The 16335-nt window shown below is 71.5% G+C and carries 14 protein-coding genes; 9 read left to right on the top strand and 5 right to left on the bottom strand.

Annotated features, from left to right (window positions below; genetic code table 11):
- Positions 1-185: 185 nt before the first annotated feature.
- Entirely contained in the window at positions 186-959 is a 774-nt protein-coding gene (locus FOF48_RS20050; RefSeq protein ID WP_143904020.1) for a rhomboid family intramembrane serine protease, read from the top strand.
- Positions 960-1074: 115 nt separating this feature from the next.
- Positions 1075-2481: an NAD(P)/FAD-dependent oxidoreductase gene (locus tag FOF48_RS20045; protein WP_143904018.1), complete on the top strand. Its 1407-nt coding sequence runs from the start codon at positions 1075-1077 to the stop codon at positions 2479-2481.
- A gap of 9 nt (positions 2482-2490) precedes the next feature.
- Here FOF48_RS20045 and FOF48_RS20040 read toward each other — a convergent pair whose 3' ends face one another.
- Positions 2491-3147, bottom strand: coding sequence for an HAD-IA family hydrolase (locus FOF48_RS20040; protein ID WP_186001985.1), 657 nt, complete (start codon positions 3145-3147; stop codon positions 2491-2493).
- Positions 3148-3312: 165 nt separating this feature from the next.
- Here FOF48_RS20040 and FOF48_RS20035 point away from each other — a divergent pair, with 165 nt between their 5' ends.
- Complete coding sequence (locus FOF48_RS20035; RefSeq protein WP_143904286.1) at positions 3313-5019, top strand: amidohydrolase; 1707 nt, start codon at positions 3313-3315, stop codon at positions 5017-5019.
- Between the two features lie 21 nt (positions 5020-5040).
- Here FOF48_RS20035 and FOF48_RS20030 read toward each other — a convergent pair whose 3' ends face one another.
- Positions 5041-7056 carry a hypothetical protein gene (locus FOF48_RS20030; protein WP_143904014.1) on the bottom strand — a complete coding sequence of 672 codons (2016 nt, stop codon included), beginning with the start codon at positions 7054-7056 and terminating at the stop codon, positions 5041-5043.
- Between the two features lie 313 nt (positions 7057-7369).
- On the opposite strand from FOF48_RS20030, the gene FOF48_RS20025 reads away from it, so the two are divergent.
- Positions 7370-8608: a DUF6068 family protein gene (locus FOF48_RS20025; RefSeq protein WP_143904012.1), complete on the top strand. Its 1239-nt coding sequence runs from the start codon at positions 7370-7372 to the stop codon at positions 8606-8608.
- Between the two features lie 12 nt (positions 8609-8620).
- Here FOF48_RS20025 and FOF48_RS20020 read toward each other — a convergent pair whose 3' ends face one another.
- On the bottom strand, positions 8621-10450 hold the full coding sequence (locus FOF48_RS20020; RefSeq protein WP_143904010.1) for a patatin-like phospholipase family protein: 1830 nt from the start codon (positions 10448-10450) through the stop codon (positions 8621-8623).
- Positions 10451-10617: 167 nt separating this feature from the next.
- Here FOF48_RS20020 and FOF48_RS20015 point away from each other — a divergent pair, with 167 nt between their 5' ends.
- Complete coding sequence (locus tag FOF48_RS20015; protein WP_143904008.1) at positions 10618-11514, top strand: bestrophin family protein; 897 nt, start codon at positions 10618-10620, stop codon at positions 11512-11514.
- Entirely contained in the window at positions 11495-12895 is a 1401-nt protein-coding gene (locus tag FOF48_RS20010; protein ID WP_143904006.1) for a rhodanese-like domain-containing protein, read from the top strand. The genes FOF48_RS20015 and FOF48_RS20010 overlap by 20 nt, the downstream gene beginning before the upstream one ends.
- Positions 12896-12957: 62 nt before the next feature.
- Here FOF48_RS20010 and FOF48_RS20005 read toward each other — a convergent pair whose 3' ends face one another.
- Positions 12958-13404, bottom strand: coding sequence for an organic hydroperoxide resistance protein (locus FOF48_RS20005; protein ID WP_143904004.1), 447 nt, complete (start codon positions 13402-13404; stop codon positions 12958-12960).
- A gap of 40 nt (positions 13405-13444) precedes the next feature.
- Positions 13445-13879: a MarR family winged helix-turn-helix transcriptional regulator gene (locus FOF48_RS20000; protein WP_143904002.1), complete on the bottom strand. Its 435-nt coding sequence runs from the start codon at positions 13877-13879 to the stop codon at positions 13445-13447.
- A gap of 147 nt (positions 13880-14026) precedes the next feature.
- Between FOF48_RS20000 and FOF48_RS19995 the strand changes: the two genes are divergently transcribed.
- The 3 genes from FOF48_RS19995 (at position 14027) to FOF48_RS19985 (ending at position 16334) form a co-directional block, all read left to right on the top strand.
- Entirely contained in the window at positions 14027-14809 is a 783-nt protein-coding gene (locus FOF48_RS19995; RefSeq protein ID WP_143904000.1) for a HipA family kinase, read from the top strand.
- Positions 14787-15212, top strand: a complete 426-nt coding sequence (locus tag FOF48_RS19990; RefSeq protein WP_143903999.1) for a DUF3037 domain-containing protein — start codon at positions 14787-14789, stop codon at positions 15210-15212. The genes FOF48_RS19995 and FOF48_RS19990 overlap by 23 nt, the downstream gene beginning before the upstream one ends.
- Before the next feature lie 150 nt (positions 15213-15362).
- The gene (locus FOF48_RS19985; RefSeq protein ID WP_143903997.1) at positions 15363-16334 is read left to right on the top strand and encodes an endonuclease/exonuclease/phosphatase family protein; all 972 of its coding nucleotides are present in this window, start codon (positions 15363-15365) and stop codon (positions 16332-16334) included.
- Position 16335 lies beyond the last annotated feature (1 nt).

Genomic DNA, 16335 nt, shown 5'->3' with positions numbered 1-16335 from the left:
TGCGGAACATCACCCGGGGCGGCCTTGAAGCCAAGTCCCGGACGGTCCGTGAAAGGGATTGCCTCCAACAGGCAACCTTCATTTCCTAGGAGCCCCGCCACGCTCCGGTGATGCGTGAGACGTCGCACATCCGCGCACGGGAGGTGGCGGCGGGCGCGGCGGCGGGGCCATGCTGGCGGGCAGCCATGATTCCCATCAGCGACGACAACCCGACCCTGCGCACCCCGGTGATGACGTACCTGCTGCTGGCGGCCCTGGGCCTCACCTGGGTGTTCTTCCAGGGGGCGGGCCTGAACGTGGTGACGCTGGCCACCAGCATCTGCGAGCTGGGGCTGGTGCCGGGGGAGCTCACGGGACGCGCGCCGCTGGGCCAGGCGGTGCCGCTGGGAGACGGGCTCGCCTGCGTCGTGGACCACGACGCCCTCAACCGCGTCACGCCGCTCACGTCCATGTTCCTGCACGGCAGCTGGGGGCACCTGCTGGGCAACGTGCTGTTCTTCTGGGTCTTCGGCAACAACATCGAGGACAGCATGGGGCGGCTGCGCTTCCTCGTCTTCTACCTGGTGTGCGGGCTGGTGGCGGCGGCGGCGCACGTGGCGGTGGACCCCACGTCGCCGGTGCCCACGGTGGGCGCGTCGGGGGCCATCGCGGGGGTGCTGGGCGCGTACCTGGTGCTCTACCCGCGCGTGCGGGTGAACATGCTCTTCATCCTCTTCCTCTTCATCCGCGTCATCCCCATCCCGGCGTGGGGCGTGCTGCTCTGGTGGTTCGTGCTCCAGCTCATCACCGGCCTGCCGCAGCTGATGACGCTCCGGCCGGACGTGTCCGGCGGCGTCGCGGTGTGGGCGCACATCGGCGGCTTCGTGGCGGGCATGGTGCTCATCAAGCTGTTCGAGAACCCGCGCTACACGTCCCAGCGCACGACGTGGCGGCACCGGCTGCACCCGAACCACCCCTGATGTCCCTGGCCCGCCCGGCGGCCGGGGAGGCGGGCCCCCGCTGGTGACAGGTGCCGATGCGACGGAGCGCCCCGAGATTGGTGGGTGATGTTCTTCGCATCATGAGGAGGCGGGCATGGGGGCGGACAACCAGCCGGAAGGCATGTGCGTCGAGACGCCGGCCCGGCGCAAGCGGGTGCTCATCCTGGGCGGGGGCTTCGCGGGGATGTACGCGGCGCTGCACCTGGAGCGGCGGCTGGGCGGGCGCGACGACGTGGAGGTGACGCTGGTCAGCCGCGACAACTACTTCCTCTTCACGCCCATGCTCCATGAGGTGGCGGCGAGCGACCTGAACGCGAGCGCCATCGTCATCTCGCTGCGCAAGCTGCTGCCGCGCCTGTCGTTCGTGGAGGGCGACGTCACCGGGCTGGACCTGGAGGCGAAGCAGGCCCTGGTGGCGCACGGCGGACTGGACGGCCACAGCCACGCGGTGCCGTACGACTACGTGGTGCTGGCCATGGGTTCGGAGACGAACTACTTCGGCAGGCAGGGCCCGCGCGAGCACTCGCTGACCATGAAGACGCTGGGCGACGCGATGCTCCTGCGCAACTCCCTCATCGACCGGCTGGAGGAGGCGGACGCGGACTGCGTGACGGCGGGGCAGCGCAACGCCATCGTCACCTTCGTGGTGGTGGGCGGCGGGTTCGCGGGCGTGGAGACGGCGGGGGCCATCAACGACTTCGTCCATGGCGCCCTGCCCTTCTACCCGAACATCCAGCACGCCAACGTGCGCGTGATGCTGGTGCACGGCGGCGAGGAGGTGCTGCCGGAGCTGGGCCAGGACCTGGGCGCGTACACGCGCAAGAAGCTCATCGAGCATGGCGTGGAGGTGCGCACGGGCACTCGCGTGGAGGACGTGACGGAGACGGGCGTGCTGCTCCCGGATGGCTCCGTGGTGCCCACGAAGACGGTGGTGTGGGTCGCGGGCGTCACGCCGCCCTCCCTCCTGAAGAAGCTGCCCTGCGAGAAGGTGCACGGCCGCCTCAAGGTGAACGAGCGCATGGAGGTGCCCGGCTTCCCGGGCGTGTGGGCGCTGGGCGACTGCGCGTCGGTCCCGGACCTCACCCAGGGCGGCAAGCCCTGTCCGCCCACCGCGCAGCACGCGATGCGCCAGGGCAAGCAGGCGGCGCTCAACGTGTGCGCGGCGCTGAAGGGCCAGCCGGGCAAGGTGTTCCGCTACAAGATGCTGGGGCAGCTGGCGGCCATTGGCCAGCGCGCGGGCGTGGCGCGCATCCTGGGGCTGAAGTTCTCCGGCACCTTCGCGTGGTTCCTCTGGCGCACCATCTACCTGGCGAAGCTGCCGAAGCTGGAGACGAAGCTCCGCGTGGCGATGGGCTGGACGCTGGACCTGTTCTTCCGCAAGGACGTGGTGCAGTTGATTGGCCCCCGGGAGCTGGATCAGCTCACGCTCCCCGCCGGGCCCCTGCCCAGCCGGGGACAGGCGCGTCAGGTGCAGGCGCTCCACCCCCGGCCCCAGCACTGAGGCCCGCGCTCAGCCGAGCGGGGGCAGGTGGTGCAGCAGCCGCTCCAGGTCGGGCTGGAGCTCATCCGGCGAGGCGCTGGCGAGCTCCTCGTGGGAGTGGGTGCCCCAGGTGACGGCGTAGGTCTTGAGGCCCGCGGCCTGCCCCGCGCGCAGGTCCAGCGTGGTGTCCCCCACCATCCACAGCCCGCCGGTCCCCAGCGCCGCGAGCGCGTGGTGGAGGACGTCCGGCGCCGGCTTGTGCGGGAAGCCGTCCGTGCCCTGCACGTGGTGCAGCAGGTCCGCCAGCCCCATGGCGTTCACGAAGCGGCGGGCCATGTCGCCGCGCTTGGTGGTGGCGACGGAGAGCAGGTAGCCCCGCTCGCGCAGGGTGCGCAGCACGCGCTCCACGCCGGGGAAGGGCCGCGAGCGCTTGTGGAAGTGGAGCGGGTAGTGCTCGCGGTAGGCCACGCAGAGGGAGGTGACGTGCGCGGGCGCGAAGCGCGCGTACATCGCCTCCAGCGGCTGTCCGATGAGCGCCCGCACCTCCGCGACGGAGGGCGCCGGCAGGCCATGGTGCGTGAAGCCGTGGAGGAAGCTGTCGATGATGTCCGGCAGCGAGTCCACCAGCGTGCCGTCGAGGTCGAAGAGGATTCCGCGCGAGATGACCGTGTTCACGCGCCGTTCCATACGCCGTCCGCGAGCGTCGTGCACGGGTTGTGCGGCGCGGTCCTCATCCAGGCCCACCGGGCAGGCGTCCGGACTGGCCGGCGCGCACCGCGTGCGTCAGAGTGCCGCGCGCGATGCCCCGGGACGGATGCCCGGGGCCGCTTGCCAGGAGCGGGTGCGCGGATGATGCGAGGACGTCTCGGTTGGACCCTGGGAGCCCTGCTCCTGCTGGTGGGCACGGCGGGCTGCTCCAAGCGCGTGCCAGAGGCGGCGGCTTCGGAGCAGCCGGCCGTCCCCGGCGTGCCCACGGTGTACGTGGCGAAGCGCATCCGCACGTTGGATGCGGCGAGGCCGGAGGCGCAGGCGCTCGCGGTGCGTGACGGCAAGGTGCTCGCCGTGGGCACCCGTGAGGAGGTCCTGGCGGCCGTGGGCCCCACCGCTCGGGTGGTGGAGCTGGGCGACGCGACGGTGGTGCCCGGCCTCACCGACTCGCATGGGCACCTGGCGGGGCTGGCGAGCGCGCTCGTGGGCGTGCGGCTGGAAGGCACCGCGACCCGGGACGAGGTGCGCGACCGGCTGTCCAAGGCGCCCCCCACCGCGTACCAGGGCGAGTGGCTGCTGGGACAAGGCTGGGACCAGAATCACTGGCCGGAGAAGGCCTTCCCCACGCACGCGGACCTGGACGCGGCGTTCCCCCGGACTCCCGTGGCGCTGGGGCGCGTGGATGGCCACGCGCTGTGGCTCAACAGCGAAGCGCTCCGCCGCGCGCGCATCGATCGGAACACGAAGGATCCACGAGGCGGCCGCATCCTGCGCGGCCCGGACGGCGAGCCCACCGGCGTGCTGGTGGACAACGCCATGGACCTGGCGGCGTCGGCGTTGCCCGCGCCCACGGACGCGCAGCGCGCAGCGCGGCTCACCGCGGCGCTGGAGCACTGCGCGCGCGTGGGCCTCACCGGCGTGCACGACGCGGGCATGGACCTGCGCACCTTCCGGCTGCTCCAGGACTGGGACAAGGCGGGCACCCTGCCCCTGCGCATCTACGCCATGGCGGATGGACAGACGGCGGACCGCGAGCAGTACCTGAAGGACGGTCCCTTCCAAGGCAAGCTCCTGACGATGCGCGCGGTGAAGCTCACCCTGGACGGCGCGCTGGGCAGCCGCGGCGCGGCGCTCCACGCGGCCTACAGCGACGAGCCCGGCCACCAGGGCCTGCTGCTCCTGTCGCCGGAGGAGTACGCCGCGCGCGTGCACGCCTTCGTCGCGCGGGGCTTCCAGGTCGCGACGCATGCGATTGGCGACCGCGCCAACACGCTGGTCCTGGACACGCTGCTGCATGAGATGGAGGCCACCGGGAAGAAGGACGGCCGCCACCGCGTGGAGCACGCGCAGATCATGACGGAGCAGGACATCGCCCGGCTGGGCGCGAACGGCTTCGTGGCGAGCGTCCAGCCCACGCACGCCACCAGCGACATGCCCTGGGCGCAGACGCGCGTGGGCCCGGAGCGCATCCACGGCGCCTATGCGTGGCAGAAGCTGAAGGCCGCGGGCGCGGTGCTGACCTTGGGCAGCGACTTCCCGGTGGAGCGGCCGGACGTGCTCGCGGGGCTGTACGCGGCGCGCACGCGGCAGGACGCCAGCGGCCAGCCGCCCGGGGGATGGCAGCCCGACCAGCGCCTGAGCGGAATGGAGGCGCTGGAGGGCTTCACGGTGGGCGCGGCCTACGCGTCGTTCGCGGAGGACCGGCGCGGCCGGCTGAAGCAGGGCCAGGACGCGGACTTCGTGGCGCTGTCGGTGGATCCGGTGGACGCGCCCCCGGCGGACCTGCTCACCGCGCAGGTCCGGATGACGGTGGTCGCGGGCCGCGAGGTGTTCCGCGCGGACGCGAAGTAGCGCGGGCGCCCCGGGGCGGGCCTACAGGTCCGCCTCGTAGGCGAGCGACTGGATGCGCTGGTTGACGTCCTCCTGCAGGCGGGCGCGCTCCTGCTCCAGCCGCTCCAGCTCGCGGCCAATGGTCTCCAGCCGGTCCTCCTGCGCGTTGAGCTTGGTGACGAAGCGCTCCACCAGCTCGCGCTGGGAGGCGCCGCTCTTGAGCGAGTCGATGTTCGCGCGGATCCGCTCCTGGTCCTTGAAGAGCTGGGTGCGCTCCTCGTTGAGGCGCTGGCCGTCGCGGGTGAGCTGGGCCAGCGTCTCGCGCACCGCCACCACGTCGCGCAGCACCTGGGCGACGCGCGGGTCGATGAAGCGCGAGTCGAGGAAGAACGCCACCTGGTCCAACCCCAGGTTGCCGATGTGGTACTGGCGCTGTCCCCGGGTGCGCTCGGTGACGGTGAGCGTGTCGGAGGTGCCCGGCGCCAGGTCGCGCTTGAAGCGCCAGAAGCCGTCCGTGGTCTCCGCGGGGACATCCGTGTCCTTCAGCTCCCAGCCGGTGCGCGGGTGCTCCACGTAGAGCACCTGGGGGCGCTTCGCCTTGTTGCGCGCGAGGACCTTGGTGCGGCGCTGGTGGTAGAACTCGACCACCAGGGTGCCCCGGTGGAGCTGCGCGCGGAACACCGGGCCGTCCTCCTGGTCCTCCTCCACGGACACGGTGCAGGAGAGCTCCACGGCGTAGGGGACGAAGCGCACGTCGTCGGGCTTGAGGGTGTCGAGCATCGCCTCGCCCACGTAGGTCTCGTCCTCCGTGATGGTGACGGGGCCGCCCTCCAGCGTGAGGCCGGTGGTGTTCTTGAACTCGATGCACGCCATCGGGTTCTTCTCGCGCGTGGCGCGGTTGTAGAGCAGCACACGGCGGCCCTCGAAGGGGCGGTGCAGGATGGGCACGAGCGCGCTCTGGTTGCGGTGCACCGTCACGGGGCGGTCCACGCCGTACTCGAAGAGGTCGCCCACCTCCTTGGTCACGGTCTTCACCTGCGTGCTCTGCTCCAGCCGCTCACGCATGATGCGCGGACCGCCGCCCCCCACGGCGCCCGGGCCCCCCTTGCGCCGCGGGGCGGGCGCGGGAGACGCGGCCACGGGCCCCATGCTGGACATGGGGGCCTCGCCCCGGCTGCCGAAGCCGCCTTCGGAGTCCATGTCGGGTGCGAAGGCGCTCTCGTGCGCCTCCTCGGGGATGACGGGCGCGACGCCGGTCTCCGAGCGCACCTCCACGATGGGCCTGCGCAGGTAGCGGGGGTTGTAGAGGTCGTGGACGAAGGACACGGGCAGGCCGGCGATGAGCGACAGCTCCACGTCCACCCAGTCCTCGTCGCCGGTGTTGTCCACCAGGGCCCAGCCCTGGAGGAGGGGCGGCTTCGCCTCGTCCAGGAGGATGCGGTAGCTGGTCTTCCACACGGGGGACTCCAGCACGTAGCTGACGAACAGCTCGCGCGGGCCCTCTCCGGCGGTGAGGATGGACAGCCGCTTGGAGTCCTTCTTGTACGAGGACATGACGGTGGCCAGGTAGAACTCCAGATCCTTGCGCACGGCCTCGTCGAGGAACTCCAGCTCGCCCAGCTCCAGCACGTCGAAGGTGCGCAGCGAGGCGCCGACGAGCAGCGTGAGGAAGGGGCGCACGACGCTGGCCTCACCCTGGACGACGGGAAGGGATTCGAGTCCGACGATGGCGCCCTCCACCTGGGCACCTCCGACGCGAGCGCGGACGCGGGCGCCCTTCACCTGGCCGAGCAGCGCGGTGAGGCTGCCATGTTCGGGGATGCGGATGGTGGCCTCGGAGAGCAGCTGCTCCAGGGGCTTGGTGGAGTCGTAGCTCACGGCCGACACGGAGCCGCCGGACAGGTCCAGCACGGTCATGGACTTGAGCACGTCGTTCATGTCGCGCGCCTTGAAGTCCAGGTGCGCGGTCTCGCTGCCGGTCACCTTGCCCCGGCGCTCGAAGTAGCCGACGCCGTGCTTGTAGAGGACGACTCGGCGGATGGACAGGGGCGTGGGCATGCGCGGGGCTCCGGAAGCGGGGAACAGGGGTGAGGGTCTAACAGCGCTGGGGCGATGGTTGCCACCAGGAGGCATTGTTTGGCGGAAACGCCTCTCCATGCCTCAATGGCAGACAAGGCGCGCCGCGAAGGCCCGGTTCGAGCAAACCCTCGCCAAGCGCTTCGCCGCCTCCGTGGCGGGGACTTCACGGCGTCGCCCACGGCCCACTCCTGTCGACAAGGACACGTTGTCCCCGCACGGCGACCCACGGTCCGCGCGGGACCGCATCGGGCTCCGGTTATCTAGCGTGCCTGTCCCTCCCGAGGACCACCGCATGCACCGCACTTCCTTCAGGCCCTTCCTCCTGTGCGCCGCGCTCGCGCTGGGAACCAGCTGCGAGAGCATGAAGCCTCGCGCGACGTCCCCCGCCAATGGCACCACCGCCACCGAGCAGCCCGACGTCGCGCCACCGCCCATCGCTGTCGCGCAGCAGGAGGACGCGGGGACTGTCTCCTCCGTCACCAGCGCCTCGCCATGGCAGCGCGCCCGCGTGGGCGACCGCGTGGAGTATGCCTTCTCCGCCCACCGGGGCCGCCCCGGCGCGGAGCGCGGCGCGGGCGTGGCTGGCCACGTCAGCCTGGAGGTGGTCGCCGTCCAGGCCCCGTGGGCATGGCTCACCGTCACGTTCACGGATGATCAGGGCAAGCCCCTGCCCCACCCGCGCCTGTCCCAGCCCCGCGTCCTGCCCATGCGCATGGAGCAGACACAACCCTGGGACACCGAACACCGGGGCCAGCGTTCCACCGAACAGACCACCGCCGCCGGACGCGACTGGGACGCACAGCGCTTCCTGGACGACCGCCGCCCCAGCGACGGCCCTCTCGAGAACCGCCTCTATGCCACGAAGCCGGGGCCGCTCTACCTCACCCACGGCCTGCTCGATGCCAGCACCACCCTCTCCGGCTTCGGCGTGAGCGGCAGCCAGCAGCTCACGCTCGTGTCCTTCCGCCAGGGCACCGACGCCGTGGGCGCCCTCCCCGCGCTCGAGCGGCCCTGGGGCCCCGGCACCTGGTACGACGTGCGCCAGGACGTCTCCGGCACGCCCTCCGTGCGCCGCGTCTGCCTGGGCGCAGAGCGCGGCTTCCTCCTGCGCAAGGAAGCGACCGGCCCCACCGGCGACGCCCCGTGCGCGAACTTCCTGGAGGCCGAAGCCACGCCCCTGGAAGAGGCCCTGCTCACCACCGTCAGCGAGGCCATCCGCCTGCCGCGGCAGTGGCCCCCCGTCGCCGCTGGCACCCCGCCGGCGCGCCGCGAGACCTTCACCGTGGGCCAGCACCCCATCCCCGCCGTCGTCTTCGAAGCCCCCCTGGGAGAGGGCCTCGAGCGCCGCGCGCAGGTCGCCACCTACGCCGCCGAACCGTGGGGCGCCGCGCTCCACGGGCTCGCGGATGAAGCCCGCTTCACCGCGCTGTCGGAGACCGTCTTCCGCGCCCCAGCCAAGGGCCCGCGCGTCGCCGAGGATGGCGCCTCGCTGGCGGGCTGGGGGCGGTGGGTCGTGGACGGCGGGAAGTAGGCCCCGCCCTCGTCAGTCACACGTGCGGCGCGCCGGCTTGTTCGCGCGGCACTGCGCCACGGACGGGAGCGCGTCGCGCGCCTCGTCCGCCACCTCCTCCACCTGACGCGCGCACTCGTGCGCCGCCAGCGTGCCCTGGACGCCGAACAGGCCCATCACCTCGCGGCACCGCTTCTGGAACGACTCCACCCCGGCCACGAAGAGCGGCTGCATGACCTCCGGCGAGAACGCGTAGCCGCTCGCCGTCTCCAGCCCCGACTCCGGCTTGAACATCCACGCGCTGCGCCAGCTGGTCGCCACCTGGTCGAAGCGCGCCGCCCCCATCCACACCGCCTGCCCCGGCTCCGGCGCCACCAGCGTCGGCGGCTGGAAGCCCGGGCCCTTGCGGCGGCAGAAGTCCTCCGTCGCGCCGCGCAGCGTGCAGACGTTGTACTCGCCCAGCCGCCGCGTCACCGCGAGCAGCTCCGCCTGCTGCACCTCCGCCACCCGCGGCTGCGCCGAGAACAGCTCAATCGTGCGCAGCAGCACGTCCACCGCGTTCTTCGGGTCATTCGCCGGAGCCGGCGTCGGGGCGCCCGTCGAGATCACCAGCACCCGCTCCGCCCCGCGCTGCACCGCCTGCAGCAGCGGCAGCCCCGAGCGCACCCCGCCGTCGTAATACGTCCCCGTGCGATGACCCGACGCCGACGGCAGCCGGGTGACGGGATCCGACAGCACCGGCTCCACGATGGACGCCACGATGGCCCGGGTCATCCCCCGCTTGCGCTCCGCGTCCGTCGCCCCCGCCTTGAAGTCCGCGGGGTCCTGGTCGCTCACCCCGAACACGTCGCCCGTCTGGAAGTCCACCGACACCGACACCAGCTCCGTGCCGTTGTGGAACATCCCCGGGTGGACCACCTGATCCAGCTTCGTGTACATGCCGTCGAAGCGCACCAGGCCCCGCGTGTCGTCCGCCAGGTTCCACAGCCACGTGGAGTTCACGCAGTACAGGTCCGACTCCACCGTGCACGTGTAGTTGCCCAGCAACAGCCGGCGCGCGTTCGCCTCCTGGCCCGGCGTGTGGAACAGGTCCACCAGCGTGCTGATGAGCGCGCCCGTGCTCGTCCCCGCCGCCAGGTCGATGCGCGCGTCCCCGCACCCCTCCGGCGCGGGCTTGCCCCGGCACTGCTCCAGGATGCCCAGCAGCCGCCAGATGGCCCCCGCGCTGAACGCGCCGTTGGCCCCGCCGCCGCTCAACACCACCGCGTTGGTGGGCCGCCGCAGGTCCCTGCGCCACGTCCGCGCCCGCACGTAGGCCGCCGCGGACGCCGCGCCCTGCTGGATGCCCTGCGCGAGCACCTCGCGCGGCAGCGGCACCTGCAGCGTCTGCTGCAACGCCGCCAGCGACGGCCCGATGCCCATCGCGTTCGAGAGGAAGCGCTCCGCATCCACCTCTTCCTCGGACGGCGCCGCCACGGAGAAGGACTGCACCGGCAGCGGCACGCCCCACGCCGACGCCTTCACCACCCGGTCGACGAAGCCCGTGCGCGCGTCATTCTCATAGCAGGACGCCGTGTCGCCTCCGGCGCGCTGGACGAGACAGGCCGTCATGTCCAGCACCACGTCCGGCGAGGCGCCCAGCGCCTCCATCCACGTGCCCGCGCGCCCGGTGTCCACGTACGCGTCCGTCAACTGCGCGTACGTCAGCCCCGCCACGCGCTCCACCGCCGGCACCCGCGTGTGCGCGTCCGCGGGATTGGAGGGCGCGTTGAGCGTGTCCAACACGATGTCCGTCCGCAGGAAGCTGCAACCGCTCGCCGTGGCGAGGAGGAACGTCAACAGGAGCGTGGGGTGACGGCGCATGAGGACGCCTCCTTCTGGGATGACCGAGCCTGCCTCCTCCTTAATCGAACCGCCCGAGCCCCGGCCATCACTTGAACCGTCTGTCATCCGCAATCGCGCAAAGCGCCGCTCGCGACGCGGCGCGGTGCGGCTAGCATGCGCCCCCATCTGGGAGGCGGAAAAGACAGATGGTTGAGTATGACCCGCATCGCTGGTGGAGCTACTTCCACTACCTCCGTGGTTCGATGGTGAGGGAAATCGTCGGCCGGGTGTTGTTGTGCGTCGTCTGGGCGGGCGCGGTGGTGGCCTTCTCCCAGAACGTGCGAAACGTGGGCGTCGCCCCGACGGTGCACACGCTCTCGGGCATGGCGCTGAGCCTGCTGCTCGTGTTCCGCACCAACGCCTCCTATGACCGCTTCTGGGAGGGCCGCAAGCTGTGGGGCGGCATCGTCAACGAGACGCGCAACCTGCTGCGTGCGGCGGAGGTCTTCCTGGGCCCCACGCCGCTCTTCGCGCCGCTGGTGCGCTGGACCGCGACGTTCCCCTTCGCCACCGCCGCGTGGCTGCGCGGCCAGCAGCGGCACCTGGGGAGCCAGGCGGACCTGCTGCCCCCGTCCGACGTCCAACAGACGCTGGCGGGCCAGCACGTGCCCCTGGCGGTGGCCCGCAGGATGACGGCCGTGTTGGACGAAGGACGAAAGCAGGGGCTGTATCCGGAGTACGTGCAGATGCAGCTCGACCAGAACGTGCAGCTGCTCATTGACTACCTGGGCGGGTGCGAGCGCATCCACAAGACCCCCATGCCCTTCGCGTACATGGTGCACCTGCGCCGCGCGCTCATCCTCTACTGCTTCACCCTGCCCTTCGCGCTGGTGGACACCTTCGGCTGGGTGACGGTGCTGGCCACCTTCCTCGTGGCGTATGTCTTCTTCGGCATCGAGGAGATTGGCGTCGAAATCGAAGACCCCTTCGGCGTCGACGACAACGACCTGCCGCTCGACAGCATCTGCCAGGGCATCCAGTCCACCTTGCTGGCGTTCCTGCCGGAGCCTCCCCTGAAAGCCCATGACGACTCCGCCACCTGAAGCCCCGGCCCCCCACGTGAACACCGTCCTCTTCCAGCTCAAGTGGAAGGCCGAGCTGCGCGCCAGCGGCGCGATGACGCCCCGCGTGCCCGTGCAGTTCGTCGCCGAGCAGGGGCGGGCCCTGCGCGTCATCGACCTGAGGGACAAGGAGGAGCTCACGGGCATCATGGGCCACATCCCCGGCTCGCTGTGGGTGCCCCTGGAGCGCATCGCGGAGGTCGCCAGACACCTGGCCCCGGACGTGCCCGTGGTGCTGGTGTCGCACAGCGGGCGGCGCGCGGGGCTCGCGGCGCAGTACCTCCACGCGCTGGGTATGCGGTACGTGGCGGCGCTGGCGGGCGGGATGATTGCCTGGCGCACCGCGGGCTACTCCACCTCGCGCCGCGCGGCCCCCTTCGAGCGGAGCCTCACCGCGCCCGCCTTCGCACCGGAGGAGGGCCCCAGCGCGGGGCCGCTGACGAAGGAGCACCTCGAGCGGCACGTGGGCGACCCCAGCCAGGTGCGGTGGGCGCGGCTGTCCGCGCTGCTGATGACGGGCCGGCGCTCGTGCGTGGACGGCCGCGACGAGCAGGGCGTCATCGGGACGCCGGGCGGCGACGCGGGCGAGTTCCTCCTGGCGCTCGCCGCCGTGGAGCGCGTCACCGGCGCCCTGTTCGACGACAAGACGGTGGAGGAGGTGCTCTTCCAGGAGCTGGAGGTGTTCGGCCGCTTCTACATGCACACCGACACGCACGCGTGGGAGACGCTGGTGGCGGCGCTCGCGAGCGACCCGGGGCTCTCCGCCCACCGCCTGCCCGACCTGAAGGATGAGGCGGGGTGGCACGCCTTCGTGGACCACCCGCCGGTGGAGCTGCGCCCCAGGGTGCTGGAGCGCCTGCTGGAGCCCGCGCACCTGGGCTGCGGCCACCTGAAGCTGATGCTCACGCGGCCCCAGGACTACGGCGTGCGGCCGGACCTGGTGCGCGCGTTCCTGCGCGCGTACCACGGCCTGCGCTGGCAGGGCGTGCCGGAGCTGGAGTTCGTCACGCTCTCCGGCGTGCACGACGAGGCGGCGGTGCTCACGGTGTACGTGGAGGAGGACCTCTGGGACATGACGTCCATCCCGCTGGTGTCGCCGTCCGTGGGGCCCAAGCAGGTGTTCGTCGCGCACCCGCAGGTGGCGGCCAAGCACCGCGACCACTACGTGGAGTTCTTCCGGCGCCTCACCCGGTGGGTGAAGCTGGAGCCCCATCAGGTGGAGCCGCTGCGCACGGAGATGAACGCCATCGCGGCCACGCAGCTGGGCCACACGCTCAAGAGTCTGGCCAACGGGCTGCCCCTCTTCGAGGCGCGCTTCGAGGGCACCGACCGGGTGCGCGTGGTGGAGGCGGGCAAGGTGTAGCCCCGCCAGCGGGCCCGGGCGCCCTCGCTCGTTGGAGGGGGCCCGGTGGCCGCGTCCCGCGACTACTGCGCGACGGAGACCTTCACTTCGATGTTGCCGCGCGTGGCGTTGGAGTACGGGCACACCTGGTGGGCCGCCTCCATCAGCTGCTGCGCCTCCTCGTGGGGGATGCCCGGGAGGATGCCCTGGAGCTCCACCGCGAGGCCGAAGCCACCCTCGGGCGTCTTGCCGATGGTGACGGTCGCCTTCACGCCGGCCTTCTCATCCAGCTTCTTGCCGGCCTTGCCCGCCACCAGGCGCAGCGCGCTCTCGAAGCAGGAGGAGAAGCCCGCGGCGAAGAGCTGCTCGGGGTTGGTGGCCGTCGTCTTGCCGGAGCCGCCCAGCTCCTTGGGCATGGCCAGCTCCAGGCCGTCCAGCGGGCTGTCCGTGAGCAGCAGCCGGCCGTTGCGGCCGCCGTGCGTGACGGCGGTGGTGGAGTAGAGCTTCTGCGCGATCGTGACCTGGGCCATGGCGTTGCTCCTTCGTGAGTGATTGCTGCGTGTCTGGGAACTACCTTGAAATCTTTTCGAACAGCCGCTGGATGTCCCGGCGCAGCCGGGTCATCTCCTCCAGCGAGAGGCCGGTGCGGCAGGCGATGGCCTCCGGGATGGCCGCGGCCTTGCGGCGCAGCGTCCGGCCTTGCGACGTGAGCGACACGCGCACCGACCGCGCGTCCTCCGTGGACCGCTCGCGGCGCACCAGCGCCAGCGTCTCCAGCCGCTTGAGCAGCGGCGTGAGCGTCCCTGAATCCAGGTACAGCTTCTCCCCCAGCTCCTTCACCGACACCCCGTCCGTCTCCCACAGCACCAGCATCACCAGGTACTGCGGGTACGTCAGCCCCAGCTTCGCCAGCAGCGGCGTGTAGGTCTGCACCATCGCCCGCGACGCGGCGTAGAGCGGGAAGCACAGCTGCAGGTCCAGGCGGAGGAGGTCTTCCGACGACATGGAGAATATGTAGTGCGCAATTGAATTGCGCGCAACTGAATCGGAGTTCGGCGGGAAGGTGGGAGGGGGTGCGGCGTGTTTCCCGCCGGGCAGGGCCGTGGTACAGCCGCCACCCCCGGAGTGCCCGGGAACTGTCGAGGACGAGGGATGCTGAGGACGGTCACCGCCACGCGCTACGTGACGCCCTTGCGCGAGGGGGGCTCGCTGCCCGCCATCGTGGAGGCGAACGACGCGGGGCTCTATGTCGTGAAGTTCCGTGGAGCGGGCCAGGGGGCCAAGGCGCTCATCGCCGAGCTGCTGGCGGGCGAGCTGGCGCGCGTGCTGGGCCTGCGGGTGCCGGAGCTGGTGTTCGTGGAGCTGGACACGTCGCTGGGGCGCAACGAGCCGGACAGCGAGATCCGGGAGCTGCTCAAGTCGAGCGCGGGGTTGAACCTGGCGCTGGACTACCTGCCGCGCTCGGTGACGTTCGACCCGCTGGCGGTGCCGGTGCCGGAGGCGCAGGTGGCCTCCGCCATCGTGGCGTTCGACGCGTACGTGACGAACGTGGACCGCACGCCGAAGAACCCCAACCTCCTGGTGTGGCACCGCAACCTCTGGCTCATCGACCATGGGGCGGCGCTGTACTTCCACCACTCGTGGGACGGGTGGGAGGAGCGCAGCCAGGGGCGGTTCGCGCCCATCAAGGACCACGTGTTGCTGCCGTGGGCGAACGCGCTCGCGGAGGCCGGGGAGCTCCTGCGGCGCAAGGTGACGCCGGAGGTGGTGGAGCGCATCGTGGGGGCGATTCCGGAGGCGTGGCTGGGCCAGGAGCCCGCGTTCGCGTCCGCGTCGGAGCACCGCGCGGCGTACGTGACGTGGCTGCTGCGCAGGCTGGAAGCGGCGCCGGCGTTCATCGAGGAGGCGACGCGTGCCCACGCCCAGCTCGTTTGACTACGCCATCATCCGGCTGGTGCCTCGCGTGGAGCGCGAGGAGTTCATCAACGTGGGCGTCGTGCTCTTCTGCGTGCAGCACCGCTTCCTGGGTGCGCGCGTGGACCTGGACGTGGCGCGGCTCAAGGCGCTGTCGCCGGACGCGGACGTGGAGCTGCTGAGCGGCCACCTGGAGAGCTTCCGCCGCGTGTGCGTGGGGGGGAAGGACGCGGGGCCCATCGGGCGGCTGCCGCAGAAGGAGCGCTGGCACTGGCTGGTGGCGCCCCGGAGCACCATGCTCCAGACGGGCCCCGTGCACGCGGGCCTCTGCGACGACCCGGACCGCGCGCTGGAGCACCTGCTGGACACGATGGTGCGGGTGAAGCCCGCGACGGGACCGGGCCTGGACGCACCTCCTCCGTGAGCGGCCAGGCGAGCAGCGGCTTCGTCCGCTTGTCGGCACATCGCGGGCGGCGCTCGCGAATCCCAGCTTGAAGGGAGTGGGCAGCCCTGGACGTTCTCCTCGGGGCTTCCCACCTTTCGCCGCGAGGCCACGGGAGGTGGCGACCGGACCATGGAGCCGTCAGCGCTGCGCATCGTCACGTACAACGTCCGCTACTTCGGACACATGCTGAGGGGGCTCGCGAGCACCGTGGGCCCCAAGCGCCGGGTGGCGGCCGCCCTGGCCACCCTGGACCCGCTGCCGGATGTCGTGTGCCTCCAGGAGGTGGAGACCTCGTCGCTGCGCAGCAACATCGTCCACCGGCCGACACGCCCTGGCGAGACGCAGCTCGAGGCCTTCATGACCCGCGTGGAGGAGACGTTCGCCCTCCAGGGGAGAGAGCTGCCCTACGAGGCATTCTATTTTCCCGCGCACCACTACAAGGTGGGCGAGCTGTCGCTCTACACCACCGGGCTCGCGATGCTCATCAACACGCGCACCCTCCAGGTGGACCGGCACAACGTGGGGTCGCCCGAGCACATCACGCACCACCACGTGCAAGGCCTCAAGGAGCGCAAGCAGAGCCGCATCTGCGCGCACATGCGCGTCTTCCGCCGCGCCGACCAGCGCGCCTTCCACATCTTCAACACGCACCTGAGCCTGCCCACGCCGTTCGCCCGCGAGTTCTGGGCCACGCGCGACAAGATGGGCTGCGGCGTCAACCAGCTCCACGAGGCGCGCAAGCTCGCGGACTTCATCGGCCTGCACGCCCGGGGGGAGCCGTTCGTGGTGTGCGGGGACTTCAACTCGCCGCCGTCGTCGCCGGTGTACCGCTACCTCACGGGGGACGCGCACCTGACGTGCGCGCAAGTGGCCGTGGGGCAGATCAACCCGAGCCTGTCCCGCGCGTTCCCCACCGCGGGCTTCATGCGCCTGCGCATGCACCTGGACCACCTGTTCTCCGGCGGCGGCGTGAGCTGGCTGGACGCGGACGAGACCCGGCCCTTCGGCGACCTCACCAGCCGCTTCCACGGCCTGTCCGACCACGTGCCCCTCATCGCGCGCTTCCGCCTGGAGGCCCCGCCGCTGGTGCTCGCGACCTGAC

This window comes from Corallococcus sp. Z5C101001, from assembly GCF_007352635.1.
Lineage (GTDB): Bacteria > Myxococcota > Myxococcia > Myxococcales > Myxococcaceae > Corallococcus > Corallococcus silvisoli.
The sequence above is the reverse complement of the archived record's forward strand: the minus strand, read 5'-3'. Positions and strand labels throughout refer to the sequence as shown.

What these genes read in the sequence shown, in the direction of transcription:
- FOF48_RS20040 (WP_186001985.1), bottom strand. Translation starts at nt 3,147, where the DNA reads ATGGAACGGCGCGTGAACACGGTCATCTCGCGCGGAATCCTCTTCGAC.
- FOF48_RS20005 (WP_143904004.1), bottom strand. Translation starts at nt 13,404, where the DNA reads ATGGCCCAGGTCACGATCGCGCAGAAGCTCTACTCCACCACCGCCGTC.
- FOF48_RS20050 (WP_143904020.1), top strand. Translation starts at nt 186, where the DNA reads ATGATTCCCATCAGCGACGACAACCCGACCCTGCGCACCCCGGTGATG.
- FOF48_RS20015 (WP_143904008.1), top strand. Translation starts at nt 10,618, where the DNA reads ATGGTTGAGTATGACCCGCATCGCTGGTGGAGCTACTTCCACTACCTC.
- FOF48_RS20000 (WP_143904002.1), bottom strand. Translation starts at nt 13,879, where the DNA reads ATGTCGTCGGAAGACCTCCTCCGCCTGGACCTGCAGCTGTGCTTCCCG.
- FOF48_RS20020 (WP_143904010.1), bottom strand. Translation starts at nt 10,450, where the DNA reads ATGCGCCGTCACCCCACGCTCCTGTTGACGTTCCTCCTCGCCACGGCG.
- FOF48_RS20025 (WP_143904012.1), top strand. Translation starts at nt 7,370, where the DNA reads ATGCACCGCACTTCCTTCAGGCCCTTCCTCCTGTGCGCCGCGCTCGCG.
- FOF48_RS20030 (WP_143904014.1), bottom strand. Translation starts at nt 7,056, where the DNA reads ATGCCCACGCCCCTGTCCATCCGCCGAGTCGTCCTCTACAAGCACGGC.
- FOF48_RS20010 (WP_143904006.1), top strand. Translation starts at nt 11,495, where the DNA reads ATGACGACTCCGCCACCTGAAGCCCCGGCCCCCCACGTGAACACCGTC.
- FOF48_RS19995 (WP_143904000.1), top strand. Translation starts at nt 14,027, where the DNA reads ATGCTGAGGACGGTCACCGCCACGCGCTACGTGACGCCCTTGCGCGAG.
- FOF48_RS20045 (WP_143904018.1), top strand. Translation starts at nt 1,075, where the DNA reads ATGGGGGCGGACAACCAGCCGGAAGGCATGTGCGTCGAGACGCCGGCC.
- FOF48_RS19985 (WP_143903997.1), top strand. Translation starts at nt 15,363, where the DNA reads ATGGAGCCGTCAGCGCTGCGCATCGTCACGTACAACGTCCGCTACTTC.
- FOF48_RS20035 (WP_143904286.1), top strand. Translation starts at nt 3,313, where the DNA reads ATGCGAGGACGTCTCGGTTGGACCCTGGGAGCCCTGCTCCTGCTGGTG.